28 protein-coding genes and 1 pseudogene are annotated in these 25517 nt (G+C 65.0%); 11 read left to right on the top strand and 18 right to left on the bottom strand.

The genetic code is table 11. The annotated features are described in order from the left end of the window. Window positions 1–70: 70 nt before the first annotated feature. From ccsB to AC5RVN_RS15110, 5 genes are read right to left on the bottom strand one after another with little or no spacing between them, the layout of a single operon-like run. Complete coding sequence (ccsB, locus tag AC5RVN_RS15130; RefSeq protein ID WP_494138459.1) at window positions 71–1156, bottom strand: c-type cytochrome biogenesis protein CcsB; 1086 nt, start codon at window positions 1154–1156, stop codon at window positions 71–73. After that, window positions 1156–2925, bottom strand: a complete 1770-nt coding sequence (resB, locus tag AC5RVN_RS15125) for a cytochrome c biogenesis protein ResB (protein WP_494138458.1) — start codon at window positions 2923–2925, stop codon at window positions 1156–1158. Before resB ends, ccsB begins: the two co-directional genes overlap by 1 nt. Next, window positions 2925–3680 (bottom strand): cytochrome c biogenesis CcdA family protein, encoded by a 756-nt coding sequence (locus tag AC5RVN_RS15120; RefSeq protein WP_494041507.1) that lies wholly within the window; start codon window positions 3678–3680, stop codon window positions 2925–2927. The genes resB and AC5RVN_RS15120 overlap by 1 nt, the downstream gene beginning before the upstream one ends. A 10-nt stretch (window positions 3681–3690) precedes the next feature. Next, window positions 3691–4329: a TlpA family protein disulfide reductase gene (locus AC5RVN_RS15115; RefSeq protein WP_494138457.1), complete on the bottom strand. Its 639-nt coding sequence runs from the start codon at window positions 4327–4329 to the stop codon at window positions 3691–3693. 2 nt (window positions 4330–4331) lie between these two features. After that, a complete protein-coding gene (locus AC5RVN_RS15110; RefSeq protein ID WP_494138456.1) occupies window positions 4332–5012 on the bottom strand; it encodes a histidine phosphatase family protein in 681 nt (226 codons plus the stop codon). A 210-nt stretch (window positions 5013–5222) separates the two neighbouring features. On the opposite strand from AC5RVN_RS15110, the gene AC5RVN_RS15105 reads away from it, so the two are divergent. The 3 genes from AC5RVN_RS15105 to AC5RVN_RS15095 all read left to right on the top strand — a co-directional run bounded on the left by AC5RVN_RS15105 (window position 5223) and on the right by AC5RVN_RS15095 (window position 7259). Beyond that, window positions 5223–5771, top strand: a complete 549-nt coding sequence (locus AC5RVN_RS15105; protein WP_494041504.1) for a YceI family protein — start codon at window positions 5223–5225, stop codon at window positions 5769–5771. 103 nt (window positions 5772–5874) lie between these two features. Continuing rightward, window positions 5875–6345, top strand: coding sequence for a hypothetical protein (locus AC5RVN_RS15100; protein WP_494041503.1), 471 nt, complete (start codon window positions 5875–5877; stop codon window positions 6343–6345). A gap of 134 nt (window positions 6346–6479) precedes the next feature. After that, window positions 6480–7259: a hypothetical protein gene (locus AC5RVN_RS15095; RefSeq protein WP_494138455.1), complete on the top strand. Its 780-nt coding sequence runs from the start codon at window positions 6480–6482 to the stop codon at window positions 7257–7259. Window positions 7260–7309: 50 nt separating this feature from the next. Here the strand turns inward: AC5RVN_RS15095 and AC5RVN_RS15090 are convergent, their stop codons facing one another. Both AC5RVN_RS15090 and AC5RVN_RS15085 read right to left on the bottom strand, forming a co-directional pair. After that, a complete protein-coding gene (locus AC5RVN_RS15090) occupies window positions 7310–8014 on the bottom strand; it encodes a redox-sensing transcriptional repressor Rex (protein ID WP_494041501.1) in 705 nt (234 codons plus the stop codon). Between the two features lie 103 nt (window positions 8015–8117). Continuing rightward, window positions 8118–8372 carry a glutaredoxin family protein gene (locus tag AC5RVN_RS15085; RefSeq protein WP_494041500.1) on the bottom strand — a complete coding sequence of 85 codons (255 nt, stop codon included), beginning with the start codon at window positions 8370–8372 and terminating at the stop codon, window positions 8118–8120. Between the two features lie 83 nt (window positions 8373–8455). Here AC5RVN_RS15085 and AC5RVN_RS15080 point away from each other — a divergent pair, with 83 nt between their 5' ends. Further along, window positions 8456–9274 carry an HAD family hydrolase gene (locus AC5RVN_RS15080; protein WP_494041499.1) on the top strand — a complete coding sequence of 273 codons (819 nt, stop codon included), beginning with the start codon at window positions 8456–8458 and terminating at the stop codon, window positions 9272–9274. A 76-nt stretch (window positions 9275–9350) separates the two neighbouring features. On the opposite strand, the gene AC5RVN_RS15075 is transcribed toward AC5RVN_RS15080, so the two are convergent. From AC5RVN_RS15075 to AC5RVN_RS15040, 8 genes are all read right to left on the bottom strand, one after another. Beyond that, window positions 9351–9449, bottom strand: a complete 99-nt coding sequence (locus tag AC5RVN_RS15075) for a 30S ribosomal protein bS22 (RefSeq protein WP_003792170.1) — start codon at window positions 9447–9449, stop codon at window positions 9351–9353. Between the two features lie 191 nt (window positions 9450–9640). Beyond that, entirely contained in the window at window positions 9641–9853 is a 213-nt protein-coding gene (locus AC5RVN_RS15070) for a helix-turn-helix domain-containing protein (protein WP_494041498.1), read from the bottom strand. Between the two features lie 158 nt (window positions 9854–10011). Continuing rightward, window positions 10012–11145 (bottom strand): 3-deoxy-7-phosphoheptulonate synthase, encoded by a 1134-nt coding sequence (locus AC5RVN_RS15065; RefSeq protein ID WP_494138454.1) that lies wholly within the window; start codon window positions 11143–11145, stop codon window positions 10012–10014. A 212-nt stretch (window positions 11146–11357) separates the two neighbouring features. Next, a complete protein-coding gene (locus AC5RVN_RS15060; protein WP_494138453.1) occupies window positions 11358–12686 on the bottom strand; it encodes a glycoside-pentoside-hexuronide (GPH):cation symporter in 1329 nt (442 codons plus the stop codon). Between the two features lie 235 nt (window positions 12687–12921). Continuing rightward, the gene (locus AC5RVN_RS15055) at window positions 12922–14391 is read right to left on the bottom strand and encodes a rhamnulokinase (RefSeq protein WP_494138452.1); all 1470 of its coding nucleotides are present in this window, start codon (window positions 14389–14391) and stop codon (window positions 12922–12924) included. Continuing rightward, window positions 14388–16439, bottom strand: a complete 2052-nt coding sequence (locus AC5RVN_RS15050) for a bifunctional aldolase/short-chain dehydrogenase (RefSeq protein WP_494138451.1) — start codon at window positions 16437–16439, stop codon at window positions 14388–14390. Before AC5RVN_RS15050 ends, AC5RVN_RS15055 begins: the two co-directional genes overlap by 4 nt. A 2-nt stretch (window positions 16440–16441) precedes the next feature. Then, window positions 16442–17608 (bottom strand): L-rhamnose isomerase, encoded by a 1167-nt coding sequence (rhaI, locus tag AC5RVN_RS15045; protein ID WP_494041493.1) that lies wholly within the window; start codon window positions 17606–17608, stop codon window positions 16442–16444. Window positions 17609–17715: 107 nt separating this feature from the next. Further along, complete coding sequence (locus tag AC5RVN_RS15040) at window positions 17716–18063, bottom strand: L-rhamnose mutarotase (protein WP_494041492.1); 348 nt, start codon at window positions 18061–18063, stop codon at window positions 17716–17718. A gap of 150 nt (window positions 18064–18213) precedes the next feature. On the opposite strand from AC5RVN_RS15040, the gene AC5RVN_RS15035 reads away from it, so the two are divergent. After that, a complete protein-coding gene (locus AC5RVN_RS15035) occupies window positions 18214–19236 on the top strand; it encodes a LacI family DNA-binding transcriptional regulator (RefSeq protein WP_494138450.1) in 1023 nt (340 codons plus the stop codon). Window positions 19237–19260: 24 nt separating this feature from the next. Here AC5RVN_RS15035 and AC5RVN_RS15030 read toward each other — a convergent pair whose 3' ends face one another. Next, window positions 19261–19644 (bottom strand): DUF7793 family protein, encoded by a 384-nt coding sequence (locus tag AC5RVN_RS15030; RefSeq protein WP_494105337.1) that lies wholly within the window; start codon window positions 19642–19644, stop codon window positions 19261–19263. A gap of 131 nt (window positions 19645–19775) precedes the next feature. On the opposite strand from AC5RVN_RS15030, the gene AC5RVN_RS15025 reads away from it, so the two are divergent. The 6 genes and pseudogenes from AC5RVN_RS15025 to AC5RVN_RS15000 all read left to right on the top strand — a co-directional run bounded on the left by AC5RVN_RS15025 (window position 19776) and on the right by AC5RVN_RS15000 (window position 23497). After that, a complete protein-coding gene (locus AC5RVN_RS15025) occupies window positions 19776–20390 on the top strand; it encodes an AAA family ATPase (protein ID WP_494041489.1) in 615 nt (204 codons plus the stop codon). Between the two features lie 77 nt (window positions 20391–20467). Beyond that, window positions 20468–20677, top strand: coding sequence for a hypothetical protein (locus tag AC5RVN_RS15020; protein ID WP_494105338.1), 210 nt, complete (start codon window positions 20468–20470; stop codon window positions 20675–20677). 91 nt (window positions 20678–20768) lie between these two features. After that, the gene (locus tag AC5RVN_RS15015) at window positions 20769–21266 is read left to right on the top strand and encodes a hypothetical protein (protein ID WP_494041487.1); all 498 of its coding nucleotides are present in this window, start codon (window positions 20769–20771) and stop codon (window positions 21264–21266) included. Between the two features lie 19 nt (window positions 21267–21285). Continuing rightward, a pseudogene (locus AC5RVN_RS15010) lies at window positions 21286–21345 on the top strand (twin-arginine translocation signal domain-containing protein); the annotation flags it as partial. 21 nt (window positions 21346–21366) lie between these two features. Next, the gene (locus tag AC5RVN_RS15005) at window positions 21367–22074 is read left to right on the top strand and encodes an alpha/beta hydrolase-fold protein (RefSeq protein WP_494138570.1); all 708 of its coding nucleotides are present in this window, start codon (window positions 21367–21369) and stop codon (window positions 22072–22074) included. Between the two features lie 157 nt (window positions 22075–22231). Beyond that, a complete protein-coding gene (locus tag AC5RVN_RS15000) occupies window positions 22232–23497 on the top strand; it encodes a Gfo/Idh/MocA family protein (RefSeq protein WP_494138449.1) in 1266 nt (421 codons plus the stop codon). Between the two features lie 48 nt (window positions 23498–23545). Here AC5RVN_RS15000 and AC5RVN_RS14995 read toward each other — a convergent pair whose 3' ends face one another. Then, window positions 23546–24829, bottom strand: a complete 1284-nt coding sequence (locus tag AC5RVN_RS14995) for an MFS transporter (protein ID WP_494138448.1) — start codon at window positions 24827–24829, stop codon at window positions 23546–23548. Window positions 24830–24880: 51 nt separating this feature from the next. After that, window positions 24881–25510, bottom strand: coding sequence for a Poxvirus protein I5 (locus AC5RVN_RS14990; protein ID WP_494105341.1), 630 nt, complete (start codon window positions 25508–25510; stop codon window positions 24881–24883). Window positions 25511–25517 lie beyond the last annotated feature (7 nt).

Below are 25517 nucleotides of genomic sequence, written 5' to 3'. Positions count from 1 at the left end.
GAACAGTCCTATTGCTACACCGAATTGTTATTCACGGAAAGTGTCCTTGCCCCTGGTGTTAAAGCCCTGTTCAGAGCCCGGAGTACGAATGCAGCCCGTTGAAGAACTGGTTGACAATGGTGAAATTGAAGATGACGCAGAGGTAGCCAACGATTGACAGCCAGGCTGCCCTGGTGCCTGTCCAGCCCCGCGTTGCCCGGGCGTGCAGGTAACCTGCATAGACAACCCAGATGACAAACGTCCACACTTCCTTCGTGTCCCAGCCCCAGAACCGGCCCCAGGCTTTTTCGGCCCAGATGGCCCCGAACATCAGGGTGAAGGTCCAGCCGATGAACGCGATGGCGTTGATCCGGTACGAGAGGTTTTCCAAGCTCAGGGCGGACGGCACCAGGCGCATGAAGCCCAGTTTGTCCGCACCGCCGGCGGCAACGGTCCTCAGCCGGCGTGCCTGCACGAGCTGCAGCGCGGACATCGCAAACGTCAGGGTGAACAACGCGGAGGAGAGCACCGCGATCGACACGTGGATGATGAGCCAGTAGCTCTGCAGGGCGGGAACCAGATGGCCTACAGGCGTCCAGTACGCAACGGAGGCGGCCACCAGCATGATGATGACCAGCCCCACCACGAACGTGCCGAGGAAGCGCAGGTCGCGGCGGATCAGCACCAGCAGGAACACGGCCACGGCCACGAAGGCGCCGGTGGTGAGGAATTCATACATGTTGCCCCAGGGCACCCGGCCCGCTCCCAGCGCGCGGGTCAGCACGCCGGCGCCGTGGATCAGCGCACCCAGGACGGTGAGGGCCACGGCCACCCGCGCGGGAGCACGACGCTCGCCGGCGTACCGCATGTCCGCGTCGGCGGTAACCACTCCTCCGGCCCCGCTGCCGCCTGAGCGGGCTGCGGACGACGTCGGGCGTTCAGCCCTGCCCGCAGGCCCGGCGAGCTGGGACTCAGTGCGGTCCCCGGCAGAGGCGCCGGCCGGCACCCTTGCCGGCTCTTCTGCCTGTGCCGCCTTCAGGTCAATAGCGCGCAGCGCCTTGCTGCTCTTGGCCAGGTCCCAGGCGAAAGCGATGAAGGCCACCGTGTAGGTGCCGGCAGCCAGCAGCATAAAGAGCTCGCTGTACTGGCCCATGGTCTCGTTGATTCCGTACGGCATTACTGGTCCTTTTCGGGCCCGGCGGGGCCTGCTGTGGTGGTGGCTCGGCCTGCAGTCGTGGCAGGGCCGTCGTTATTATCGCGCGCGCTGCTGGGAGTTTGTTGTGCGGATGCCGGTCCGGCCGCGGCGGGGTCGATATGCCATTCACCGGACAGCAGTTTCCGCACTGCTTCGGCTTCGGCGGCAAGCCGGTGGTCCTCACCGCGGGCCAGGAGCCCGTACTCCACCATGGTGGAGCCGTCTGCGTTGGTGCCTGTGCGGACCCAGACGCGGCGGCGGTTGACGTAGAGCGAAAGAATCAGGCCTGCGACGGCGAAGAGCGCGAAAATCAGGGCGTAGAGCTGGCCGGGGTTGTGGTGGATGTCCACGCCGATGTAGCGCTTCACGCCGTCAAAGCTGATGCTGCCTTTGCCGTCGGGCAGCGTGTAGCTGCTCCCCGGCGCAAGGGTAATGCCGCCGGCGTCGAGGTTCCTTGCGTTAAGGGGGGTCAGGTCCTGCACATCCAGCTCGAAGACGTTCTGCGGGGAGCCGTCGTTCAGGCCAAGGTCGCCGTAGTAGGAGTTCAGCGTCAGCTGCGGGTTGAAGAGTTCGGGATCGCCGCTGAAGGACACCCCCTGATCCGAAATGAAGGCCGTAGGCAGGAAGAACCCGGCAAAGCCCAGCTGGTCCGGCTTGGCGTCCGGCACCTTGATCACCACTGAGGAGTAGTAGTTGTCCCCCTGCAACTTAGCCACCACCGGACCCTGCATGGCCACGTTGCCTTCACCGTCCCGGATGGTCACTACGGGAGCGTACCCATTGCCGGTCAGGTAGATGCTGGTGCCGCCCAGGGTGACGGGATCGTTAACCTTCAGGATCTCTTTCCGGGCAGGCGCGTCGGGGTTCTCCTTCGTGGTTACCGCGGCGGAGAAGTCGATGGGCTGGCCCACCTTGCCCTCGGACTCGCGGTCGAACGTGATGTCGAAGTTATCCAGCTGCACTGAGTAGGGCTCGAGCTGGCCCGACTGGAAATTGGTGCCCGGCGTGAACTGGTCATAGCCCACCAGGGTGTTCACAAACGTGTCGCCCTCCACCAGGATCCGCTGGCCGCTGTAGCCGAACAGGCCACCGACGGCCACGGACACCAGGACTCCGATCAGGGACGTGTGGAACACCAGGTTCCCCACTTCCTTCGCGAAACCGCGCTCGGCGCCCAGCGAAGGACGCTCGCCGCCGCTGTCCCGGACCTCCACGCGGTAGCCACGGTTCTTCAGCACCCCGGCGGCGCTGTTGATGGCGTCCGACGCCGGGATCCCGGCGTCGGACGGAATGACCAGGGTGCCGTACTCCGGGAGGCGGGACAGCCGTTGGGGGGTCCGCGGCGGCTGGGAGCGCATTGCCTTGTAGTGGGCGATGGCCCTAGGCACCACACAGCCGATGAGGGAGATGAACAGCAGCAGGTAGATGGCTGAGAACCAGGCCGAGGAGTAGACGTCGTACAGCTGGAGGGTGTCCAGCAGCTTGCCGTAGTCCGGGTTGTCCTTGATGTACTGGGTGACCACGGACGGGTTGGCCGGCCGCTGCGGGAAAAGCGAGCCCGGGACTGCGGCGACGGCGAGCAGCAGCAGGAGGAACAGTGCTGTGCGCATGCTGGTCAGCTGGGTCCAGGCCCAACGGAGCATGCCCATCGGCCCCAATACCGGCAGTGCTGCCCCAGCCTTGGCCTCTGACAGCTTGGCGCCACCCACCGGGTCCGAAGTCTTCTTCTCTACGTTCACGCGCTCGCTCATCAGATTGGCAACTTCACATCGGTTTGGAACCAGTACTGCAGGCCGGTCACCCAGGTCCCCCAGACGCCGCTGGCCATCAGGAGCCCAAGGACCACCAGGATGCCGCCGCCTATGCGCTGGATGGCGAGGCGGTGCCTGCGGAAGAACGCCATGACACCCATCCCCCGGCGGAGCGCCAGGGCAATGAGCAGGAAGGGAATTCCCAGCCCGAGGCTGTAGACGAACGCAAGGAACGCGCCCTTGGCGGCGGAGGACCCGCCGGAGAGGCTCAGGAGCTGGACCGCTGAATAGGTGGGTCCAATGCACGGTGCCCAACCGAGTCCGAACGTCAGGCCCAGAAGCGGCGCTCCCCACAGTCCGGCCGGCGGTTTGGCGTGAATTTTGGCGTCGCGCTGCAGCCAGCTGAAGCCGCCCATGAACACCACACCCATAACGATCACCAGGATGCCCAGCACCTGCGTGATCCAGGCATTCTGCGAGCCGGTAATCAGGGTGCCCAACTGCCCGAACGCCCCGCCGAGCAGGACAAAGATCACGGAGAAGCCCAGCACGAACAGCCCGATCCCAGCCAGCATCCGGCCGCGCTTTTGCTTCTCCAGGTCCACACCGCTCAGGCCGGTGACATAGCCGAGGTAGCCCGGAACCAGGGGCAGGACGCAGGGGGACAGGAAGGAGACCAGCCCGGCCAGCAGCGCCACCGGAATGGCAAGGAGGAGCGAGCCGTTGAGGATGGCTTCGGCGAAGGGGCTGTTCACGGGTCCGCCGCTACTCTGCCACGGCTGCAGCGATGAGGGCTTTCAGGGTGCCCTTTTGGATTTCGCCCAGGACGCGGGAAGCCACGCGCCCCTGCTTATCCAGCACCAGGGTGGTGGGGACGGCGCCGGGGGGAACCAGCCCGCTGACGGCCAGCAGGACGCCGCCGTCCTTGTCGTCAAAGCTGGGGTAGGTCAGGTTGAAGGACTTCTCGAAAGCTTCCGCGGTGGCCTTTTCGTCCCGGAGATTGACCCCAAAAAACTGCACGCCCTGGGGTTTGAATTCCTGGTGAAGTTCCTCAAGGATGGGCGCCTCCACCCTGCACGGTGCGCAGGCGGCGAACCAGAAATTCAGGACGGTGACCTTGCCCTGAAAGTCGGCAGGCGCAACCGCCGTGCCGTTGAACAGCGTGCCGTTGATCTGAACGGCAGACTTCCGGTCGTCACCAGCGAACTCCGTGACGGAGCCGTCGCCAGCCACGTAGTTCTTGTTGTCCCCGGCCCTTGCCTGCTCTGCGAGGGCGTCCTCCTGGGCACAGGCCGAAAGGCCCAGGGTGAGCGCGGTCAGGGCGAGGCCACCGGCAGCGAGTACGCTGCGGCGGGAGGTGACGGGCAGTCCGGGCCTGCCCCTGGTGGTGGAACTGTCAGTCACTTCTAGGCTCCAGGGGTGCTCGCCGCACCGGGAAGAAGGGACGCCGCGGGTTCGCTGTATTTGACGCGCACAAGGGTGCCGTCGTCGTCGAACACCAGTGACGTGATGGAGGTGAGCGTGCACTCGCGCTTGCGCGGATCGTGCCACAGCGGCTTGCCTTCCGCGCTGAGCCGGGTAGCCCAGATGGGAAGCTGGTGGCTCACCATAATTGCTTCCGGGCCTTCTACCCCGAAGTCGCCGGCAGCCAACTCGATAGCACGCAGGCGCGCTTCCTGCGCCGCTTCCATGACTCTTGCCGCCTGCTGCTTGTAGGGCTCGCCCCATGATGGCCGGAGGGGGTTGACCAGCCGCGGCCAGTGCTTGGGCCTGCGCAGTTCGGCCTTGGAGACCTTCATGCCCTCGAAGTAATTCTCTGCCTCGATGATCCGCTCCTCCGTATGGATTTGCAGGTGCAGGGCGTCCGACGTCGGCCGGGCAGTTTCCTGCGCACGGTCCAGCGGCGAGGCGGCAAGGTAAGTGATGCGGGCACCGTTGTCGGCGCGCTGCCGGAAGTGCTCAGCGAGGGTGCGTGCCATCTCCTGCCCCAGTTTCGAGAGGTGGAATTCGGGCAGCCTTCCGTACAAAACGCCGTCGGGATTATGGACCTCGCCGTGGCGGAGCAGGTGGACAGTGGCTTGGGGCATGTTTACCAGTTTCTCAAAGATGGCGTGCGATCCGAAATCTTCTGCGCATGCTTTCTACAAAGAGTAGAACCGAAGTTCTTGAAGAAATGTTCCGAAGCAGGGAACAAAAGATGCAAATGCATGTTTATACTGGATGCAGCAGTTAGTTGATACTTCAACAGATGAAGTTTCAACACCTCGGAACCAGCGAACACCTCAAGGAGCAACATCATGGCACTTCCCGCAGACGTCACCACCGGCACCTGGACCCTGGACAATTCCCATAGCGAAATCGGCTTCACTGTCCGCCACGCCGGAATCAGCAAGGTCCGCGGCCAGTTCAAGGAAGCAGCAGCAACCCTGGAACTCGGCCAGGACGTGGCAGACACCAGGATCAACGCCACCATCCAGACGGCAAGCTTCGACTCCGGTGACGCCAACCGCGACGGCCACGTCCGCGGTGAAGACTTCTTCGATGTCGAGACGTTCCCCGAGATGTCCTTCGTCTCCAACGGACTCGTCGCCAAGGGCAACAGCTACGAACTGACCGGCGACCTCACCATCAAGGGTGTCACCCGCCCCGTCACCCTGGAGACCGAGTTCAACGGTGTGGCCGTGGACCCGTTCGGCAACACCCGCGCCGGTGTCTCCGCTGAGACCACCATCAGCCGCAAGGACTTCGGCCTGACCTGGAACGCCGTCCTCGAAACCGGCGGTGTCCTGGTGAGCGACAAGGTTGCCATCAATCTCGAACTCGCCTTCATCGCTCCCGCAGCGTAGTTCCTGCGCACCTTACTGACGGCGCCCCGGCACCGGCTTCAGCCGGCACCGGGGCGCTACCTTTTAAGCCCGCCCTTGCAGGCCCAGGGCTACAGTGATGGCCATGAGCAACTTTGACAGCACCAGGCCCCGCAACGGTTTCGCCGGCATGTTCTCGGTGGCCGGGCTCCCCACCGAGCTCAAAGTCTCGTTCTGGATCTGGTTCGTCGGCGGACTGCTGGGCCTTCTTGGCGGAATGCTGGGCATGCTTGCCTCGCTGGTGCTTTTTGCCGCAGCACCCGGTGCGGCGGTTGGGGTTCTCCTGCTCATGCTGCTGGCGGCCGCCGTCGGGGCCGCGCAGATCGTCTTTGCGCTCAAGATGAAAGAGGGAAAGCAGTGGGCCCGGCTGGCCCTCACGGTGTTGACGGGCGTCACCCTGCTTTTGGCCCTTACCAATGTGGCGATGGGCGTTGGCCAGGGCGGCAACTGGGCCGGCTTCCTGATCAGCCTGACGGCAACGGTCCTGCTCTGGCTGCCCAACCCGCAGGCCTGGTTTGCCGCGGTGGGAAACGAAGGCCGGGAACGCAGCCGCTAACGGGGTGAATACCGCCCTGGAATGACTCATCTGCTGCCCGTGCGGGGGTACGGTGGACTTAAGCCATGCTGGGGGTAGGGCAGAGGACCGAAACCCGGCAGCCTACCAGAACCCGACACGCCAAAGGACAGCCCATGAGTAACCCTCCCGTCCCGCCTCCCGTGCCCAACGATCCGGAGCAGGGAAACCAGCAGCCGCGTTACGGGCAGAATCCGCCGCAGTACGGCCAGAACGCTCCCCAGTACGGGCAAAACCCGCCGCAATACGGGCAGAACCCGCCGCAGTACGGCCAGTCCAGCGCACCACAGTATGGGGAAAACACTCCGCAGTATGGCCAGAACCCGCCGCAGGCTCCGGGCTTTGGCCAGCAGCCGTACGGGCAGCAGCCATACGGCCAGTCCCCCTACGCCCAGTACCCGTCGGAGCAGCCGCAGCCCACGGGCAGCAACGGAGTGCCGCAACTGGTCAACATCTCTTTCTGGCTGCTGATCGCCTCCGCCGCGATCTTCGTCATCTCCATGCTCACCGGACTCACGCAGCTGGACGACCCGGTGTTCCGTCAGACCTTTGAGCAGCAGGTGGAGGGCTCCGGAGCGGGCGTCTCATACGAGGACATCAAGGGCGTCATCGCCGGCACCCTGGTGGTGTTCGCGATCCTGGGCGCAGGGCTCTACCTGTTGGTGGCCTTCTTCATCCGCAAAGGAAAAAACTGGGCCCGCATCCTGGGTACCGTCTTTGCGGCGCTGTCCATCTTCGGCCTTTTCGGTGTCCCGAGTTTCGGAACCCTCGGCACCCTCCTGGGGATCGCCGCCATCGTCCTGCTCTACCTGCCGGCAGCCGCCCCGTACTTCCAGAAGCGGCAGCCTTTCGCCAACCCTTACGGCGGCGGCATGGGCAACCCCTACGGCCGATAAACCGCACACTTCCCGCACCAGCGGGCGTGGGTCCCGGAACCGCTTGAAGCCTAGGCGGTCTGCCCCGGGGCCTGCGCCCGCTGTGCGTGGTAAGCCAGGATCTGCAGTTCTGTGGCCATGTCCACCTTGCGGAGGTTAACCCCCTCCGGCACCTGGAGCATCACGGGCGCGAAGCTCAGGACACTGCGGACACCGGCGGCCACCACTCGGTCGCAGACATCCTGTGCGACGGCGGCCGGCAGCGCCAGCACCACCATGTTTGCCCCGGTGCGGTGCAGCACTGTTTCCAGGTCGGCCACGTCACTGACGCGCAGCCATCCCACTTCGTTGCCCACCACCATCTGGTCGGCGTCAAAGATGGCAACGACGTCGAACCCCCGCGATTCGAAGCCGCCGTACCGTGCCAGGGCCTTGCCAAGGTTGCCCGCGCCTACGATGGCGACCTTCCAGTCGTGCGTCAGCCCGAGCGCAGCGGCGATGTGGCGGCTGAGGTACTGCACCTCGTACCCGACGCCGCGGGTCCCGTAGGAGCCCACGTGGGAGAGGTCCTTGCGCAAGGTAGCTGAACTGACGCCTGAGGCTTCGGCAAGGGATTCCGAGGAGACGCGTTCCACTCCCTCGGCGAGCAGGGTGTTCAAGGCACGCAGGTAGAGCGTCAGCCGGGCCACCGCTGCGGGTGGAATCTGTTTGGCCGGCGTACCCGTGGTGTCCGGAAGATCCGGGACAGCCTGGGGAGTTGGATCCAGCGAAGCCACCAGCCCCTCCCTCGCATCGCGTTGTGACTCCACTCTAGAGCCCTCCGGCCAATGCCAACAAAGCAGCTGTCCATGGGACATGCGCGCTCACGGTACTGAATCCCTATTGCGCCATGGCCCGCTGAAGCACGCGTTCCAGCCGGACTTCATCGATCTTCCAGAAGTCCCGCTGCACGCCGTCCACCAGCACCACCGGAATTTCTTCGGCGTAGCGGTCTCGCAGTTCCGGCTGGTGGTCCACCAGCTCTTCCGTCCACTCAAGCCCCAGCGAGGCAGTCACCCGGCCGACGGCGCCGCGCGCTTCTTCGCAGAGGTGGCAGTCAGCTTTGGTGATCAGGACGACGCGTGGTGTGGCCATGGCTTAACCGTAGCCCCGTTGTCCGGGGCCGGCGACGCCGCCGCCTGCCCTCTGCCCTCTGCCTATTGACTAGACTCGGCTTTATGCCCGAGGAGAATTACGTCGCCGTAGTCACCAAGCCGGTTGTGGCGCCGCAGCCCGGCGAGGCAGCGTTCTTCGATGTGGACAACACCCTCATGCGCGGCGCCAGCCTCTTCCACGTAGCCCGCAAGATGCACCAGCGCGGAGCCTTTACGCTTGCCCAGGCCGCCGGGTTTGCCTGGAAGCAGTTCAAGTTCGTGGCCCGCGGTGAGAACATGGACGACGTCCACGCAGTCCGCGACTCCGCACTGACACTGGCCGCCGGCATCACGGTGGACGACGTCAAGGCCCTCGGCGAAGAGGTCTACGACGAAATGATCGTTTCCCGGATCTGGCCCGGCGCCAAGGCACTGGCCGAGCAGCACCTCCGCGTGGGACGGCGGGTCTGGCTGGTCACGGCGACCCCCATCGAAGTTGCCACCGTGATTTCGACCCGCCTGGGACTGACCGGAGCACTGGGAACCGTCGGGGAGATTTCCGAGGGCATGTACACCGGCCGTTTGGTGGGAGACATCCTGCACGGCTCCGCCAAGGCCCTGGCCGTCCAGGCAATCGCCGACGCCGAGGAGCTCGACCTCAAAGGCTGCTGGGCCTACAGCGACTCCTACAACGACATTCCGCTGCTCACCCTGGTGGGCCACCCGGTGGCCATCAACCCGGACGCCCGCCTGCGCCGCCACGCCCGCGACAACAACTGGCCCGTCTACGACTTCCGTTCCGGCCGCCGCGCGGCCACCTTCGGGCTAAAGGCGGCCACCGCCTGCGGCGCCGTCTACGGAGTCTGGAAAGGCTTTGGCCGCATCCGCGGCCCCCGGATCTGAGTCTTGGCCTGCCCTTAAAATGGAAAGCCCGCCGCCTCGGAAGGCGACGGGCATTTCCACGCTGTTCGAAGTATCTCTACTTCTTGTTGCGGCGCTGGTGACGGGTCTTGCGAAGCAGCTTGCGGTGCTTCTTCTTGGCCATACGCTTGCGACGCTTCTTAATAACTGAACCCACGAAAGTTCCTCACAAACTAGATGCAGTACCTGTCTGATGGAAAGTGTTCGTGGACAGAGCTACGAACTGAACAACTGACAGATTCTTACAATGACGTAAAACGTTCCTTAACAGGGTAACGCCTATCGGGAGGGGCTTCTGACCGGACGTCCTCCCATCAGCGGAAATACGGCTTTTGCGACGCCATGGCCTCAGGCGGTTTCCGTGTGCCCGTCCACTACGGCGCCTTTGAGGTACTGCTCCACGGCGGTTTCGGGTACCCGGTATGAACGGCCGAAGCGCACAGCCGGCATGTCGCCGGAGTGGACCAGCCGGTAGACGGTCATTTTGGAGACGCGCATGACCTGGGCTACTTCAGCCACGGTCAGGAACTTTGCGGTGGAAAAGTTCTGTTCTGCCGACATTTCCCTATTTTCCTTTGCTGACGGATGGACAACAGTGACCCCAGGTACGTGCCAATGCGGTGTATCCGATGCTGAGCCATCCACCAACCACTTCTAGATACTCTAGATGTTCCTGTGGCCAATGTGAAAGACTGGACACCGTCAATTTGCTCGGGCGCCTACCTCCTGCGCTTGCGCGCGGAGGCTGCCAGCCGGTCCAGCACCGAGAGCGAAACGTCCCAGTCCATGCACGCGTCCGTCACGCTCTGCCCGTAGACGAGCTCCGACCGGCCGGCTGCGTGCTCGACAACGTCGAGCTTCTGCGCTCCGCCTACCAGGAAGCTTTCCAGCATGACCCCTGCGATGGCTTGACCCGACGCACCGCCCTCCTCGAGCTGGTCGCCGATTTCCAGCGCCACCTCGGCCTGGCGGTGGTGGCTTTTGCCGCTGTTGGCATGGCTGGCGTCAATGATCAGGCGTGGGTTCAGCTGCTTGCCCGCCAGCTTCGCCGAAGCGGCCTGGACATCTGCGGCAGAGTAGTTGGGCCCCTTGCGTCCGCCGCGGAGGATCACGTGGGTGTCCGGGTTTCCGGCGGTGGCCACCAGCGCGGCCCGGCCGTCACCGTCGATGCCGAGGAAAGACTGGGCCGCCGCGGCCGCACCGCAGGCGTCGATGGCGACCTGGAGATCGCCGTCGGTCCCGTTCTTGAAGCCAATGGGCATGGAGAGGCCGGAGGCGAGCTGCCGGTGGATCTGGCTTTCGGTGGTGCGGGCCCCAATTGCTCCCCAGGAGATGAGGTCTGCCATGTACTGCGGGCTGATCGGTTCAAGGAACTCCGTGGCGGTGGGGAGTCCGAGGGCGGTGACCTGTTGCAGGAAGTGCCGTGCCGTCCGGAGTCCGGTGACCATCTCGTGGCTGCCGTCCAGCCGCGGATCGTTGATCAGGCCCTTCCAGCCCACCGTGGTGCGGGGCTTCTCGAAGTAGGTCCGCATCACGATCAGCAGGTCTTCCTTGTGCTTCCCGGCCTGGCCAGCCAGCCGCCGTGCGTACTCCAGCCCCGCCTCGGGATCGTGGATGGAGCAAGGACCCACGATCACCAGCAGGCGGTCATCCACACCGTCCATGATGGCGCGCACTTCGTCACGTCCGCGTTCGACGACGTCCGCCACCCGGGCGTCCAGCGGCAGTTCGGTAATGAGTTCCTGCGGAGTGGGCAGCGCAGTGAACTCACTGACGCGCAGGTTAGAGGTGGATTTTGCCGCGGCTTCGGGCTTGCCGGCGGTGGTGTTTGCGGGGGCTGTCGCGGTGCTCATGTTCGGGTCCTGTTCCAGATAGGAGCGGGCCCAGTCAGAACCCGCCGGAGAAACGGCGAAGGGCAGAGAATAATCTCTGCCCTGTTGGCTCTGAAGGAAAGTTGGATGCGTGTCAGTTAGACGCGGGCCCCTCCAGAGCCAACGAAAAATACGCATACCAACGGTTTATCATGCCTAGAACCATAACCGCAGGCCACCGCGGCCGACAAGTGTTACGTTGCGTCACGGGACATGCCCGCCACGAGTTCCGCGTGCTTTTGGTCAGTCAGCCGGTACCAGTACATGATCCCCACCGATGCCAGCACCAGAATTCCGGGCAGCAGTCCCGCCGCGGCCTTGATGGCCAGGGTTGCGGCGTCGGACTGCTGCGCCGTGCCCGAGGCGTAGCCGCCCCACGCCAGGGAGAAGGCTACGAGGCCGGCGCCGAAACCCATGCCCAGTTTTCTGGTGGCGGCCAGGAGCGCGTAGTTGATGCCTTGGACCCGGACGCCGGTTTTCCACTCCCCGTATTCCACGGTGTCGGCGATCAGCGCCCACGTAACGATGCTGACGGAAGCTGAAGCGAGGAGCCCCAGGACGAGGCCCGCCAGGCCGAGCAGTGGCGCGTCCGCCGGGGCCAGGAAAACCAGCACGCCGCCCAGCGCCCCGAATCCCCCGCCGACGCTGTAGACCGCGCGCTTGCCCCACCGTGCCACGGGCCGCGGAATCAGCACGGCCAGCGTAAGGGTGATGACTACTTGCGCGGCGGCCATGACGGGGAACAGGTCTACCCGGGAGAGGACATCGCGGAGGTAGTAGAACTGGGAGGCGCCGGTGGCCGAGGTTCCGGTGACAAAAAGGACAGAGCTGACGCAGAGAATCACCAGCGGGGAATTTGCCTTCAGTGCCGCAATGCTCTGGGCAAGCGTGATTTTGGGGACGTTTCCGGGAACCTGCTCAACGCAGACGGTGCCCGTGAAGATGTACAGGAGCGAGCCCAGGACGGCGAAGGCCAGGGTAAGCCACGTGAAGATCTGCTGCATGTCCTGGCCGGCCCCAAGGAGCGGCGCGACAAAGAAGCCGAGGGTGGCTCCTACCGACAAGCCGCCAATGGTCCGGGCGCCGCCGAGCCTGGCGCGGTCTTTGGCCTCCTGGGTCATGGCGCCCACCAGGCAGCCGTAGGGGACGTTGACCATGCTGTAGGTAAGGCAGACAAGTCCGTAGGTGCAGGACGCGTAGAGCAGTTTCATGGCCGGATCGACGTCCGGGACATGAAACACCGCCACGCTCAACAGCAGGGGAACGAACCCGAACATCAAAAACGGGCGGAATTTCCCCCAACGTCTACTGTGGACGCGGTCTACGATGCGGCCGGCGGCCACGTCCGTGAAGGCGTTAAATATCCGCGCCACCAGCAGCAGTGTTCCTGCCGCCGCCGCCCCAATGCCCGCCACGTCGGTGTAGTACACCAGCAGGAACATGTTCCCGGTGCTGATGATCATGCTGTTCGCGGCGTCGCCGGCTCCATAGCCGAAAACGCTGAGCCTGCTGAGTTTCTTCATTGCGTCCTTGGTCCCACCGCCCCAGAAACCGTTTTCTCGGGCCAACAGGAGGAACTTACCCCAATACTTTGCGTCGAAACAGCAGCTGCCTCGTCCGGTGGTGTTCCTGGCCGCCTTCATGGTTGTTGCGCCATCGGAATAGTGCAGGACCGCGGGGATGGATTTGTACCGGTCACGGTGGCGCGCCGGGACGGAAGAGTGGCGGCGATACCGGGGCGGGCGGTATCGCCTGAGGCTACAGCCGCGAGAGCTCCGGCACGAAGACCTGCAGAGGACTGCTGGCCGCCACCAGGGACCGGAGTTCACCAAGGCCGCCGTCAACGGCACCCGCAGCGCGGGCTTGCACCAGGACATTGCCAAGCGCCGTCGCTTCCACAGGCCCTGCAACCACCTTCCTGCCGGTGGCGTCCGCGGTGAGCTGGCAAAGCAACCGGTTCTGCGAACCGCCACCCACCACGTGCACCACATCCACAGAACGGTCAGCGAGCCGCTCGGCGTCGCGAATGGTGCGGGCATAGCCGGCGGCCAGGCTGTCCATGATGCAGCGGGTGATGGCAGCCGGATCGTCCGGCAGTACATCACCTGCACGGCGCACAAAGGCCAGGATGCGCTCGGGCATGCCGTCCGGGGCGATGAAGCAGGGATCGTCCGGATTGATTTGCGGCCCGCCCGGTGGCAGTGCGGCCGCTGCGACCAGCAGGGCGGTGAGATCGGGCCGGAACCCTTCCTGCGCCCACGTCCGTTGGCACTCGCTGAGGAGCCAGAGTCCACCCATGTTGCGCAGGTAGCGGACGGTGCCGTCCACGCCGCGTTCGTTGGTGAAGTTCGCTTCGCGGCTGGCCTCAGTGAGGACGGGGTGTTTAAGTTCGAGCCCCACCAGTGACCAGGTACCGGAGGAGATGTAGGCGAAGTTCTCCCCGTCCTTGTCCGCTGTCGCGGGGACGGCAGCAACGGCTGAGGCTGTGTCGTGCGACCCGACAGCCACCACCTTTGTGTCCTGCGGCAGTCCCACCTGGGCGGCCATGGCCGGCAGGAGGGTGCCGACAGTTTCGCCGGGCTGGATCAGCGGTGGGAACAGATCCTTCCGCAGGCCCAGGGCGGTGAGGAATTCAGTGGCCCACTCCCCCGCGACGGCGTCAAAGAGGCCGGTGGTGGAGGCGTTGGTGGCCTCGGTACGGCGGACCCCGGTCAGGAGGAAGGCAATCAGGTCAGGGATGAGCAGCGCCTGAAGGCCGTCGAGGTTCTTCTCGGCGGCCAGCTGGTAAATGGTGTTGAACTGCAGGAACTGCAGCCCGGTGGTGCCGTACAGGCGTGCAGGGTCCAGCTTCCGGTGCACGGACTCGACCGCTGCCCTGCTGCGGTCGTCCCGGTAGCTGAACGGCCGGGCAACCAGCTTTCCGTTCACGTCCACCAGACCGTAATCCACCGCCCAGGTGTCAATGCCGATGCTGGCAATGCTTTCGCCCTGCACGGCAGCGACGGCGGCCGCGGCACGGAGTCCCTCTAGCACCTCAGCGAACAGGGCGTTGAAGTCCCAGCGCAGGCCGCCGTCGATCTGCACCACGCCGTTGGGAAAGCGGTGCACAACTTCCAGGGCGACGCTGCCGCCGCTGACCCGGCCCAGGATGACCCGGCCGGAGGAGGCGCCGATGTCGACGGCGGCAAAGGTGCTGCCGCCGTCGACACCGGTGAGGGATGTGCTCATCGCAGGAAGGCTGCAGCCACTCCGGCGTCCACGGGGATGTGCAGGCCGGTGGTGTGTGACAGTTCGTTGCTGGTGAGGACGGCGGCGGCGTTCGCCACGTGCTCGGGCAGGACCTCGCGCTTGAGCAAGGTGCGCTGGGCGTAGTACTCGCCCAGCTTCTCCTCGTCCACGCCGTACACCGCGGCACGCTTGGCGCCCCAGCCGCCGGCGAAGATGCCGGAGCCGCGGACCACGCCGTCGGGGTTGATTCCGTTGACGCGGATGCCGTGCTCACCGAGTTCGGCTGCGAGCAGGCGGACCTGGTGGGCCTGGTCCGCCTTGGTGGCGGAGTAGGCGATGTTGTTCGGGCCGGCGAACACGGAGTTTTTCGAGGAGATGTAGATGATGTCCCCGCCCAGGCCTTGGGCAATCATGACCTTCGCGGCGGCCTTGGCCACCAGGAAGGAGCCCTTGGCCATGACGTTGTGCTGCAGGTCCCAGTCCTTTTCGGTGGTTTCCAGCAGCGGCTTGGAGATGGACAGGCCGGCGTTGTTGACCACCAGGTCCACACCCCCGAAGGCCAGCACAGCGGCGTCGATGGCGGCAGCAACCTGGGCTTCGTCGGTGACGTCAGCCTGGACACCGATGGCAACATCCGGGCCGCCGAGCTCTTCGGCAACCTTCTCCGCGTTCTCCAGGTTCAAGTCAGCAATGACCACGCAGGCACCTTCGGCGGCAAGGCGGGTGGCGATGGCCTTGCCGATGCCGGACGCCGCGCCCGTGACAAGGGCGATGCGGGTTGCGTGGGACTTGGGCTTGGGCATCCGTGCCAGCTTGGCTTCCTCCAGCGCCCAGTATTCGATTCGGAACTTCTCGGATTCCTCAATGGGGGCGTAAGTGGAGATCGCCTCGGCGCCGCGCATCACGTTGATCGCGTTGATGTAAAACTCGCCGGCAACGCGGGCCGTCTGCTTGTTCGCGCCGAAGGAGAACATACCCACGCCGGGGACCAGCACGATGGCCGGGTCCGCGCCGCGCAGCGCCGGGCTGTCCTGGTCTGCGTGGCGGTCGTAGTACGCCTGGTAATCCTCGCGGTAGGCCGTGTGAAGTTCTGTGAGCCGTGCGATTGAGTCCTCGACCGAGGCGTCCGCGGGCAGGTCCAGGATCAGCGGCTTGACCTTGGTGCGCAGGAAGTGGTCCGGGCAGGAGGTGCCAAGGGCGCCCAGGCGCGGATGTTCGGCGGCTTCAAGGTATTCCAGTACGACGGCGTCATCGCTGAAGTGCCCCAGCTGCGGTTTGTCTGTGGAGGCCAGGCCGCGGATGACGGGTGCCAGGGCTGCGGCCTTGGCGCGCCGCCCTGCCTCCGGCAGTGCTGCGTAGCCCGGGAGCTTGGCGCCGAAGGGCTCGGCCTTGCCGTTTTCCTCGATGTACTTCTCGGCCTGTTCAATGATCCACAGCGAGTTCTGCTCGGCTTCTTCGCTGGTGGCGCCCCAGGCGGTGATGCCGTGTCCGCCCAGGATCGTGCCGATGGCCTGCGGGTTAACTTCCTTGATCGCGGCGATGTCCAGGCCCAGCTGGAACCCGGGGCGGCGCCAGGGAACCCAGACCACCTTGTTGCCGAAGATCTTGGTGGTCAGGGTCTCGCCGTCCACAGCAGTGGCGATGGCAATGCCGGAGTCCGGGTGCAGGTGGTCCACGTGTGCGGCGTCCACCAGGCCGTGCATGGCGGTGTCGATGGACGGCGCTGCGCCGCCCTTGCCGTGCAGGCAGTAATCGAACGCTGCCACCATCTCGTCTTCACGCTCAACGCCGGGGTAGACGTTCTTCAGCGCGTTGAGCCGGTCCAGGCGCAAAACGGCAAGGTTCTCCGCCTTGAGTGTGCCGAGATCCCCGCCGGAGCCCTTAACCCACAGCAGCTGGACGTCCTCACCCGTGACCGGGTCTTTCTCGGCGCCTTTGGCGGAGGTGTTGCCACCGGCGAAGTTGGTGTTCCGCTTGTCCGCACCCAGGCGGTTGGAACGCGAAATCAGGTCTTCAACAGTCTTGTTGCCTGTGTTCTGCATGGTCATTCTTATGCGCCCCATCCGGCTTGCTGGCCGCCCACGCGGTCCTCGTTGATCTTCTTCTGGTAACCGCTGGCCTTAAACGCTGCCAGCGGGTCCGCGGGCAGGCCGCGGGATTCCCGCCACTCGGCAAGGACCGGGCGGACGTCGGTGTAGAACGCATCGTTGAAGATGCCGTTGGCGGCCAGGACGTCCCCGGAGCGCTGCGCTTCTGCAAGGGCTTCCGTATCCACCAGCAGGGCGCGGGCGGTCATTTCCTGGACGTTCAGGACCGAGCGGATCTGGCCGGGGATCTTTTCCTCCAGGTTGTGGCACTGGTCCAGCATGAGCGCCACGCCCGAATCCTGGCCGTAGCCGCCGCCCCGGATCACTTCATGCATGATGCGGAACAGCTGGAACGGGTCAGCCGCACCGACAATCAGGTCATCATCAGCGTAAAAGCGGGAGTTGAAGTCGAACGAGCCGAGCTTGCCCAGGCGCAGCAGCTGCATCACGATGAACTCGATGTTGGTGCCGGGAGCGTGGTGTCCGGTGTCGAGGCAGACAAACGCCTTCTCACCGAGCGCGAGGGTCTGGGCGTAGGAGGTGCCCCAGTCGGGAACATCGGTGTGGTAGAACGCCGGTTCAAAGAACTTGTATTCGAGCACCAGGCGCTGCTCGGCGCCCAGGGCGGCATAGATTTCCTGCAGGGATTCGGCAAGGCGGTCCTGGCGGCCGCGGATGTCATCCTGGCCTGGGTAGTTGGTGCCATCAGCAAGCCAGATCTTCAAGTCCTTCGACCCCGTGGCGTGCATGATGTCGATGCAGTCCAGGTGGTGGTCGATGGCGCGCCGGCGCGCCGTCTCGTTCGAGGACGTCAGCGACCCGAACTTGTATTCATCATCCTGAAAGGTGTTGGAGTTGATGGTGCCAAGGCCCACGCCCAGCCCCGCGGCGTATTCCTTCAAGGCGGCGTAGTCATCCACCTTGTCCCACGGGATGTGCAAGGCAACAGTGGGTGCCAGACCGGTCAGCTCGTGCACCTTCGCCGCATCCGCAAGCTTTTCCTGCACGGTGCGCGGGGTGCCGGGCGTCCCGAAAACCTTGAATCGGGTACCGGAATTTCCATAAGCCCACGAGGGGACCTCGATGGCAAGCTCCTCGAGCCTGCCCAGCGCCGTTGCTACGTTATTCATGATGGTGGTTCTTTCCCGGTGTCTTGTTGGGCTGTGGTCTGGTTGCTGTGGTCTGGTTGGTGTTGACGTTTCCCGGTGCGGTCCCGCTGCTGGAGAGCCCGGTGGTGTCAGCGAGCGGAGGACTCTGCCGCCGCCAGCTGGCTGTCGAGGTTAAAGACTTCCTCGAGGACCTGGAACCCCTCGTCGGGCGCCTGGTCGGTGTTCTCGAAAAGCTTGGCCATTTCCGCCTGCCAGCGGGCGTTGACGTCCGCGAGGGCCATGCGGGACCGGGCGGCGTCGAAGTCGTCGCATTCCAGGTAGCCGATCAGGAGCCCGTCTTCGCCGAGGAACAGCGAGTAGTTGTTCCAGCCAGCTTCCTTAAGGGCCCGGAGCATCTCCGGCCACACGGCAGCATGGCGGCGGCGGTATTCGTCCATCAACGCCGGCTGGACGGAGGAACGGAAGCACACCCTCATGTGGAACTCTCCTGAACTCGCAAATCTTTGAATCGTTTCATTGTTACGATTCAACGTACTCTTGTACTTGAGCAGGTGTCAAGCATTCCTGGCCCTGTTCTTCAGTAAAACCGGGAAGCGCAGTTGCCCGGCCCACAAGCACGGAGAAACATGAACCGCTCAGCCAGCATCAAGGACGTAGCAACCCATGCCGGTGTGGCGGTAGGCACGGTTTCGAATGTCCTGAATTACCCGGACAGGGTCTCGCAGAGGACAAAGGAACGGGTGCTGCGCGCCATCGACGAACTGGGTTTCGTGCGCAACGATGCCGCCCGCCAGCTCCGCGCCGGCCACAGCCGCACCATTGGCCTGATCGTCCTGGACGTGGGAAACCCGTTCTTCACCTCCGTGGTCCGGGCGGCCGAAGATGCCGCCGCCCTCCAGGGCAGCGCGGTGCTGCTGGGCGACAGCGGGCACGACGCCGGCCGGGAGGCCAACTACATCGACCTCTTCCAGGAGCAGCGCGTCCAGGGCCTCCTGATTTCCCCCGTGGGCGATGTCACCGAACGCCTGAACCTCCTCCGCGAGCGCGGCGTGCCCACCGTGCTGGTGGACCGGCTCGCTGACGAGGAAAAGTTCAGTTCCGTGGCCGTTGATGACGACGCCGGCGGGTACCTGGCCGCCCGGCACCTGCTGGATACCGGCCGTCGTCGGCTCGCCTTTGTGGGCGGCTCCACGTCCATCCGGCAGGTGGCGGACCGGTTGCAGGGCGCCCAGCGGGCGGTGAAGAAGGAGCCGGAGGCGACGCTGGAGGTGCTGGTCTCCGAGGGCCAGACCGTCCTGGCCGGCCGAAGCGTCGGCAATTCGCTGGTGGAGCGGGAGCGCGGCGAGCTCCCCGATGGAATTTTTTGCGCAAACGACCTCCTGGCGCTCGGCGTTATGCAGTCGCTCGCCATGACGCACACCTTCCGGATACCGCAGGACATTGCGTTGATCGGCTACGACGATATTGACTTCGCCGCCTCCGCCGTGGTTCCGCTCTCCTCCATCCGGCAGCCCACCGAGGCCCTCGGGAGGACGGCAATCGAACTCCTGGCTGAAGAAGTCGAAGCCCAGTACCCCCGGCACCGCGCGGTCATCTTCACCCCGGAACTGGTGGTCCGGCAGAGCACGGCCGCAAAGCCGGCGGGCTGACCGGCTGCTTTGGGGCGGACTAATTCAAGACACCGAGCCGGCCTGCTGCAGCCACTGCATGGAGTCCGTCCTGGAGGTGAAGAAGCGGGTGGGGCACGGCGGAACGTGCACGCCCAGGAAAAAGTTCGCCAGGATCCTGTCCACCGGGCTGGAACCCAGCAGCGCGATCCGGTTCGCCGCACAGGGGACGGAGAACACCGAACGGGCCGCCCTGGTGACGTTTTCCGTGGTGGCCATGTCCACCAACATCGGGAAAGTGCTGTCACCTGCTATCTCGTTCACAGCCGCCATGGCCGCCTGGGCGTCATGATGTTCTATGCGGACTTGCGGCTCCCAGATAAGGTGGATGACGCCATCGGAGCGCAACTCCACTGTGCCCTTGCCACCATTGACCACTACCGGCTCCATGCCAGTCTCCCTCCCAGTGCAGACTCACCTATTCTGCTCCTATTTGACCGGGCAGCGCTGTTGCCTCTTCTCACAGCCCGCCCACAGGCTCCCCGAACCGCAGGCACAGTGCATCCTTGTAAGAAAGAGACATGACACAACGAGCGAGGCGACCATCCGCCCTTATTGTCGTGCTGGGAATTGATGGTGCAGGTAAAACATCTGCCGCACAGGCAGTGAAGGAACTTTTCCCACGGACGCCCGTACTGGTCCTGGGCAACTACTCGGGGCGGAAAACCATCTCTGCCCTGGCCCACCGCTTTCACGTGCCCCTGCCTGTGCAACTGGCGGACGTCCTTGAAACCGTTGTCCGGGTCTTCAACGTCCTGATCAACCACCTGCGCGCAGCGCGCTTTGACGGGCTGGTCATCATGGACAGGCATTTGTACTGCCAGCTGGCACTGCGGAAAGCCCGCGGCATCCGTCGCCGCCGGATGCTCGAAGCCCTGCTGGGGGTACTGCCCAGGGCGCAGGCAGTGGTGTACTTCGACATTCCGGCGGAGCTGGCGTACGAACGGATTGCCCTTAGGGCTGAAGACCAGGAACACCTGGAGGACCTCCAGCGGTTCCGGAAGGCCTACCTGGAGCTGCCCTGGTACCCAAGCTTTGCCGTTATTGACGCCGGCGGCAGTGTTGCAAGCAGTGCGCAGCAGCTGCAGCAGATCATCGCCGGGGCATTGCCCTCTTCGGCGGCCCTCCCCGAGTAACGCCGCGCCGGAAATCTCTTGTGGCCAACACCGCGGCTGCCCTTGTGGCGCGGGGGTAGCAGAAGCAAGGATTGGTTATGGATGACCTGCGGCACACAGCCAGACACCTGCTGCAGCGCAAGGACCTCGGCCTGATCGATCTCTGGATCCTCTACTGGAACCACGGCGGGCACTGCCACCCCTTTGACTTTGATGCCTTCATCCATGAAGTCATGCCCGCCGCCTGGTTCGATATGGATGCCCTGGAGTCCGCGGTCCAGGAACTATCTTTGGAAGCCGCGGCCTGACCCCGGCCTGCCTTTGGAGGTTAGGGGTTCCGCCCTGCTGGGTACGTACCAGCGGAACCGTATACGTACCCGAGGCGGATTGGAGCAACACATGCAGCATGGATCAAGGGGACGGCGACTGCTGGCGGCCGCCGGCAGGGGTGCGGTGTGCGGCCTTGCCGGAGTAGCGGCGATGACAGCCGCCGAGAAGGCCGAACAGCTTGTCACCAAGCGGCCCAATTCCTACGTGCCGGCGCGGACTCTCCTCGCGCTGCTGGGCAGGACTCCCGGACAGGCGGAGAAACCTTTGGTGTGGAACCACGTCATGCACTGGGGTACCGGGGCAGTTTTGGGATCACTCCGCGGCATGTGGGCCGCAACAGGGATCCGGGGTACCCTGGCCAACACCAAGCACACTGCTGTACGGCTCGCCTTTGACCAGACCCTTGAAAATGCCACCGGCATGGGGGCTCCTCCCACCACCTGGACTCCCCGGGAGCAGGCTGTTGATGTGCTGCATAAAGCCGTCTACTCCATTGCCACGGGTGTCGCCGCGGACCGCTGGATCCCGCCCCTGCTCGAGTCCCGCAAAGGAACCACCAGCCATTAGGGCGGGCGGTGGCTGAATCGTGCCTTCCCGACGCAGTTTCCTGCTGGGGGCGGGAGCGGTGGCGTTGGCTGCGGCGCTGCCGGCCTGTTCAGGAGAAGAAATGGAACGTCACAAGGAAACGGCACTGAATTCCGCGGCCTTGCCTGCGCGGCCAGGAAGCGGGCCCGGGGAGCCGCCTGCCGCCGGGCAGCAGGTTCTGGGCCCGGAACCTGTGCGGGACACCGTGCTCTATGTTCCGTCCGGGCTGCGGACCGGCCAGCCGGCTTCACTTATCCTCCTGCTCCACGGAGCCGGCGGCGAAGCTGCGGGAGGCTTGGCGCTGCTGTCCGCCCACGCAGAAACAGAAGGCATCGTTTTAGCTGCACCCTCTTCCCGGGCTTCAACGTGGGACGGCATCAGAGGCGCCTTCGGCCCTGACGTACGGACCATCAACCGCGCCCTCGAACGGATCTTCCAACTGGTTTCGGTGGAACCGGGCCAGGTCGCCGTGGCCGGTTTTTCGGACGGGGCTTCCTACGCACTGGCCCTTGGTTTGGCCAATGGCGACCTGTTTTCCAGGGTCCTCGCCTTCTCACCGGGATTTGTCCCCCCGGTCCCACGCACCGGCAGGCCCCGAATCTTCGTTTCGCACGGAGACAACGACGCCGTCCTGCCGGTCGACCGCACCAGCCGCCGCCTTGTGCCCGTGCTTCAGTCCGACGGCTACGACGTCACCTACCGGGAGTTCCCCGGCCCGCACACGGTACCCGAAGGCATTGCCTTGGAAGCCGTCAACTGGCTCGGTTGGCGAAAGTCAGGACACCGCTAAAGCTGCTCCACCAGGTTCCGGTACGCCGCAAAGAGCGCTCGTGCACAAGTTGCAGGTGGCTGGACGTGAGGGGTGTTCCTGCCGCACACTAGTTCCGGGAAAGCGCTTGCCGCACTGGCGCTGATACACGTGCCCTGTCCGGGCGGATTGGAGCACCATGGAAACGCCAACCGGCACAGTCGCCACGACCATGCGCGGGGACCACCACGCATCAGTGACGGCAGCCCTGCAAGCTTCCACCGGAGCCGGCGCGGAGCACCGTCCCGCGCCGGCTGCACGGGTGGCGCTGGTAGGCGTCCACGGCTTCGGCACGCAGCACCTGCGCAACCTGGAACGCCTTCAGGCGGCCGGCGTCGTCGAACTCGTTGCCGTCGCTGACCCCAATCCCCCTGCTCCCGGCTCAGTCCCCGGGACGACCATTGTGTTTCCGGCATTGGCCGAACTGCTGGCAGGGACCAGCGGGCTGGATGTCATTATCGTTGCCACGCCCATTCAGACCCATGCCCCGCTTGGCCTCGCGGCACTGGCGACGGCGGCAGACCTCTACCTGGAAAAGCCGCCGGTCGCGTCGCTGGCGGACTTCCACCAGCTGTGCGATGCCGCCGCAGCCAACGGCCGGAGTGTCCAGATCGGGTTCCAAAGCCTGGGCTCCCATGCGCTCACAGCCATCGAAAAGCTTCTCGCGGACGGAACCATCGGTACCCTCCAGGGCATCTCGGCTACCGGTCGCTGGGTCCGGGACCGGGCCTACTACAAGCGGTCCCGCTGGGCGGGGAAGCGGACCATTGACGGCGTGGACGTGGTGGACGGCGTGGCCACCAATCCGCTGGCGCATGCGGTGGCCACAGCCCTGAGAATTGCCGGGGCCCGCACCACTGCGGACATCGCTTCCCTGGAAACCGAGCTTTACCGCGCCAACCAGATCGAATCGGACGATACCTCCGTGATCCGGATTCGGACCAGCTCCGGACTGCCCATCACCTGCGCGCTCACCCTCTGCGCCACGGAGTCCGTGGAGCCTTACGTTACCCTTCAGGGCTCAAAAGGCTCGGCCGTGTTCCACTACACCGAGGACCGCCTCACAGTGGAAACAGCGGAGGGGCGTTCGGAAGAGATCTTCGGGCGGGACGACCTGACGGAAAACCTGCTGTCCCACCGCAACAGCGGCACTCCGCTGATCAGCCCGCTCCTGCACAGCGGCGCTTTTATGCTCGTCCTGGAAGCCATCCGCACCGCGCCTTTGCCGGCGCCCATCAAGGAGGCGTACGTCCGTTGGGAGGGTGAGGGAGATGCCGCGCATGCGGTGGTGACCGGCATCGAGGAGGCCTTGGAGCATGCAGCCGGGCAGCATGCCACCTTCAGTGAACTGGGGTTGCCCTGGGCTGTAACGGCACCCCACTCCTTAGGACTGCCAGTCTCCTGACTTGTCCGGCACCCCGCGGGTTGACCGGTCGCGGGCCCGCGCGACAGGCTACGGCTTTGTGGCGGATGAAGGCGAGGGGCCGCTGCGGCGGGCATTCAACCACAGCAGCAACCCGATCACCGCTGCGGACAGCATGCCCAGCGCGCCGGTGGCCACGAGCCCCAGGCGCACCCCGAACTGCTCCGTCAACCAGCCGGCCAGCAGGCCGCCCAGGGCGTGCCCGCCCAGGAGCAGGGGCAGGTACAGGGCCATAACGCGGCCCCGGATTTCCGGGCCGGCCTCCAGCTGCACGGCGGTGGCGGCGCTGGTCAGGAACAGCAGGGTCATCAGGCCCACCACCACCAGCATCACCGTGAAGAGGTGAATGTTGGGCATCAGGGCCGCAACCAGCTGGGTGAGGCCAAAAAAGCCTGCGGCGAGCACTATCCCCTTCCGGCCCAGGCTCCGCAGACGCGCTGCCAGCAGTGCACCGGCAAGGGCGCCGAGCGCACTGACGGTGTTGAACAGCCCGAATCCCTCAACCCCGTTGTGCCACACGCGTTCGGCGAAGGCGGCCAGCACCACGGGCCCGTTCATGCCGAACATTCCCAGGAGCCCGGCCAGGGCAATGATCAGCAGCAGCGAGGGCCGTTCGCGGACGTAGCGGAACCCGGCCAGGAGCTGGCCCCGGCCCCGTTCGGCCGGGATACTCGGATGCAGCTCGGCCGGGCGGATGGCGGCGATCAGGGACAGTACAAGCAGGCACAGCAGTGCGTTGGCGGCAAACGCCGCGGCTAAACCAACTTGCGAGATTACTATTCCAGCCAGCGCGGGCCCTGCCATCGCACCCAGTTGGCCGATCGCGTTGTTGATGCCGATAGCGGGCCTGAGGGCGGAGTCACCGACGACTTCATTGACGAACACGGCAATGGCAGGCTGGTTGATGGCCGACGTCAGGCCCAACGCCACGCAACTGGCATAAACAGCCCAAACGGTAATGGTCCCGCTCGCAGCCCACGCCGCGAGGGCGACGGCGAGGAAGGCGATGACAGCCTGGCAGACCATCATGATGCGGCGTTTGGGAAACATGTCCACGAGCAGGCCGCTGAGGGGCCCCACAATCAGCATCGGAAGGAACTGCAGGGCAACTGCCACGCCTACGGCGGCGGGGCTGCCGGTCAGCTGCAGCACCAGCCAGTCCTGGGCCAGCCGTTGCATCCACACCCCCACGCCGCCGGTGAACACCAGAGCCAGGAAGAGGCGGTAGTTGCGCTGCTTCAGGGGCTGGTACCACGGGGGTTGGCCCGTCGAAGGGATGAGGGACTGTTCGGAACGCTGGCGGTCGGAAGACACGTCGGACTCAACTCAAATAGGAATGGGCAAACCAGGGGTGTTCGCAGCTGTTCAGGCGCGGGTGGACCGCAGTTTCACCGCTGCGGCGGCGAGGATCAGGGTGCCGGGAACCACCACGAAGAGTGCGGCAAGCATCCAGACGAACACCACTGCCCCGAAGAGCGCAGCGGCGAGCAGGAGGGACCCGGTCCAGTCGTTGAGGGACAGTGCCTGGCCGGTCGCGAGTGCGGAGCCCCAGGCGCTGCCGGCCTCGGCCCGGGAGCCGGCAAAGTCAGCCCATGCGGCTGTGGTGCGCAGGAGAAGGATCGCGGCCCCGGCAGCAAGGACCAGGGTGGCCGGCAGGACCACTTCCCGGCCCGGCAACTGCCCCACCCAAGCGAGTAAGAGGTTAAGGACAATCACGACGGCGGCAACCGCCGTCGTAATTCCCAGCTTCCAGCTGCCGGGCAGGGCAGCCTTGAAGGTGTCCCAGAGGCCGCGGACGGAATCGTCGCGGCCCGAAAGGTGCCGTTCCAGGTGGGTGATCCCCGCCGCGTACGCAGCGGGGATGGTCACCAAGGGAATGGACAGCACCAGCACCAGCACTCCGGCCAGGAGGGTCTCGGAGAACAGCGCGAAGCGGTTCACCGGAACGGGTTCGTGGTGGTCGGGGGCTGGGGTGGTGCTGTCCATGACACTCATTTTCTGT

The organism is Arthrobacter sp. sptzw32 (assembly GCF_059089735.1).
This window is presented reverse-complemented; position numbering and strand designations above follow the sequence as displayed.

Bases quoted from the DNA above. Each gene is read 5' to 3' on its own strand.
- AC5RVN_RS15055 (WP_494138452.1), bottom strand. From the start codon at position 14,391: ATGAGCACATCCCTCACCGGTGTCGACGGCGGCAGCACCTTTGCCGCC.
- AC5RVN_RS15080 (WP_494041499.1), top strand. From the start codon at position 8,456: ATGCCCGAGGAGAATTACGTCGCCGTAGTCACCAAGCCGGTTGTGGCG.
- AC5RVN_RS15025 (WP_494041489.1), top strand. From the start codon at position 19,776: ATGACACAACGAGCGAGGCGACCATCCGCCCTTATTGTCGTGCTGGGA.
- AC5RVN_RS15060 (WP_494138453.1), bottom strand. From the start codon at position 12,686: ATGAAGAAACTCAGCAGGCTCAGCGTTTTCGGCTATGGAGCCGGCGAC.
- AC5RVN_RS15050 (WP_494138451.1), bottom strand. From the start codon at position 16,439: ATGACCATGCAGAACACAGGCAACAAGACTGTTGAAGACCTGATTTCG.
- AC5RVN_RS15005 (WP_494138570.1), top strand. From the start codon at position 21,367: ATGGAACGTCACAAGGAAACGGCACTGAATTCCGCGGCCTTGCCTGCG.
- AC5RVN_RS15040 (WP_494041492.1), bottom strand. From the start codon at position 18,063: ATGAGGGTGTGCTTCCGTTCCTCCGTCCAGCCGGCGTTGATGGACGAA.
- AC5RVN_RS15085 (WP_494041500.1), bottom strand. From the start codon at position 8,372: ATGGCCACACCACGCGTCGTCCTGATCACCAAAGCTGACTGCCACCTC.
- AC5RVN_RS15015 (WP_494041487.1), top strand. From the start codon at position 20,769: ATGCAGCATGGATCAAGGGGACGGCGACTGCTGGCGGCCGCCGGCAGG.
- AC5RVN_RS15035 (WP_494138450.1), top strand. From the start codon at position 18,214: ATGAACCGCTCAGCCAGCATCAAGGACGTAGCAACCCATGCCGGTGTG.
- AC5RVN_RS15065 (WP_494138454.1), bottom strand. From the start codon at position 11,145: ATGAGCACCGCGACAGCCCCCGCAAACACCACCGCCGGCAAGCCCGAA.
- AC5RVN_RS15020 (WP_494105338.1), top strand. From the start codon at position 20,468: ATGGATGACCTGCGGCACACAGCCAGACACCTGCTGCAGCGCAAGGAC.
- AC5RVN_RS15070 (WP_494041498.1), bottom strand. From the start codon at position 9,853: ATGTCGGCAGAACAGAACTTTTCCACCGCAAAGTTCCTGACCGTGGCT.
- AC5RVN_RS14990 (WP_494105341.1), bottom strand. From the start codon at position 25,510: ATGAGTGTCATGGACAGCACCACCCCAGCCCCCGACCACCACGAACCC.
- resB (WP_494138458.1), bottom strand. From the start codon at position 2,925: ATGAGCGAGCGCGTGAACGTAGAGAAGAAGACTTCGGACCCGGTGGGT.
- AC5RVN_RS15000 (WP_494138449.1), top strand. From the start codon at position 22,232: ATGGAAACGCCAACCGGCACAGTCGCCACGACCATGCGCGGGGACCAC.
- AC5RVN_RS15100 (WP_494041503.1), top strand. From the start codon at position 5,875: ATGAGCAACTTTGACAGCACCAGGCCCCGCAACGGTTTCGCCGGCATG.
- rhaI (WP_494041493.1), bottom strand. From the start codon at position 17,608: ATGAATAACGTAGCAACGGCGCTGGGCAGGCTCGAGGAGCTTGCCATC.
- ccsB (WP_494138459.1), bottom strand. From the start codon at position 1,156: ATGCCGTACGGAATCAACGAGACCATGGGCCAGTACAGCGAGCTCTTT.
- AC5RVN_RS15095 (WP_494138455.1), top strand. From the start codon at position 6,480: ATGAGTAACCCTCCCGTCCCGCCTCCCGTGCCCAACGATCCGGAGCAG.
- AC5RVN_RS15110 (WP_494138456.1), bottom strand. From the start codon at position 5,012: ATGCCCCAAGCCACTGTCCACCTGCTCCGCCACGGCGAGGTCCATAAT.
- AC5RVN_RS15105 (WP_494041504.1), top strand. From the start codon at position 5,223: ATGGCACTTCCCGCAGACGTCACCACCGGCACCTGGACCCTGGACAAT.
- AC5RVN_RS15030 (WP_494105337.1), bottom strand. From the start codon at position 19,644: ATGGAGCCGGTAGTGGTCAATGGTGGCAAGGGCACAGTGGAGTTGCGC.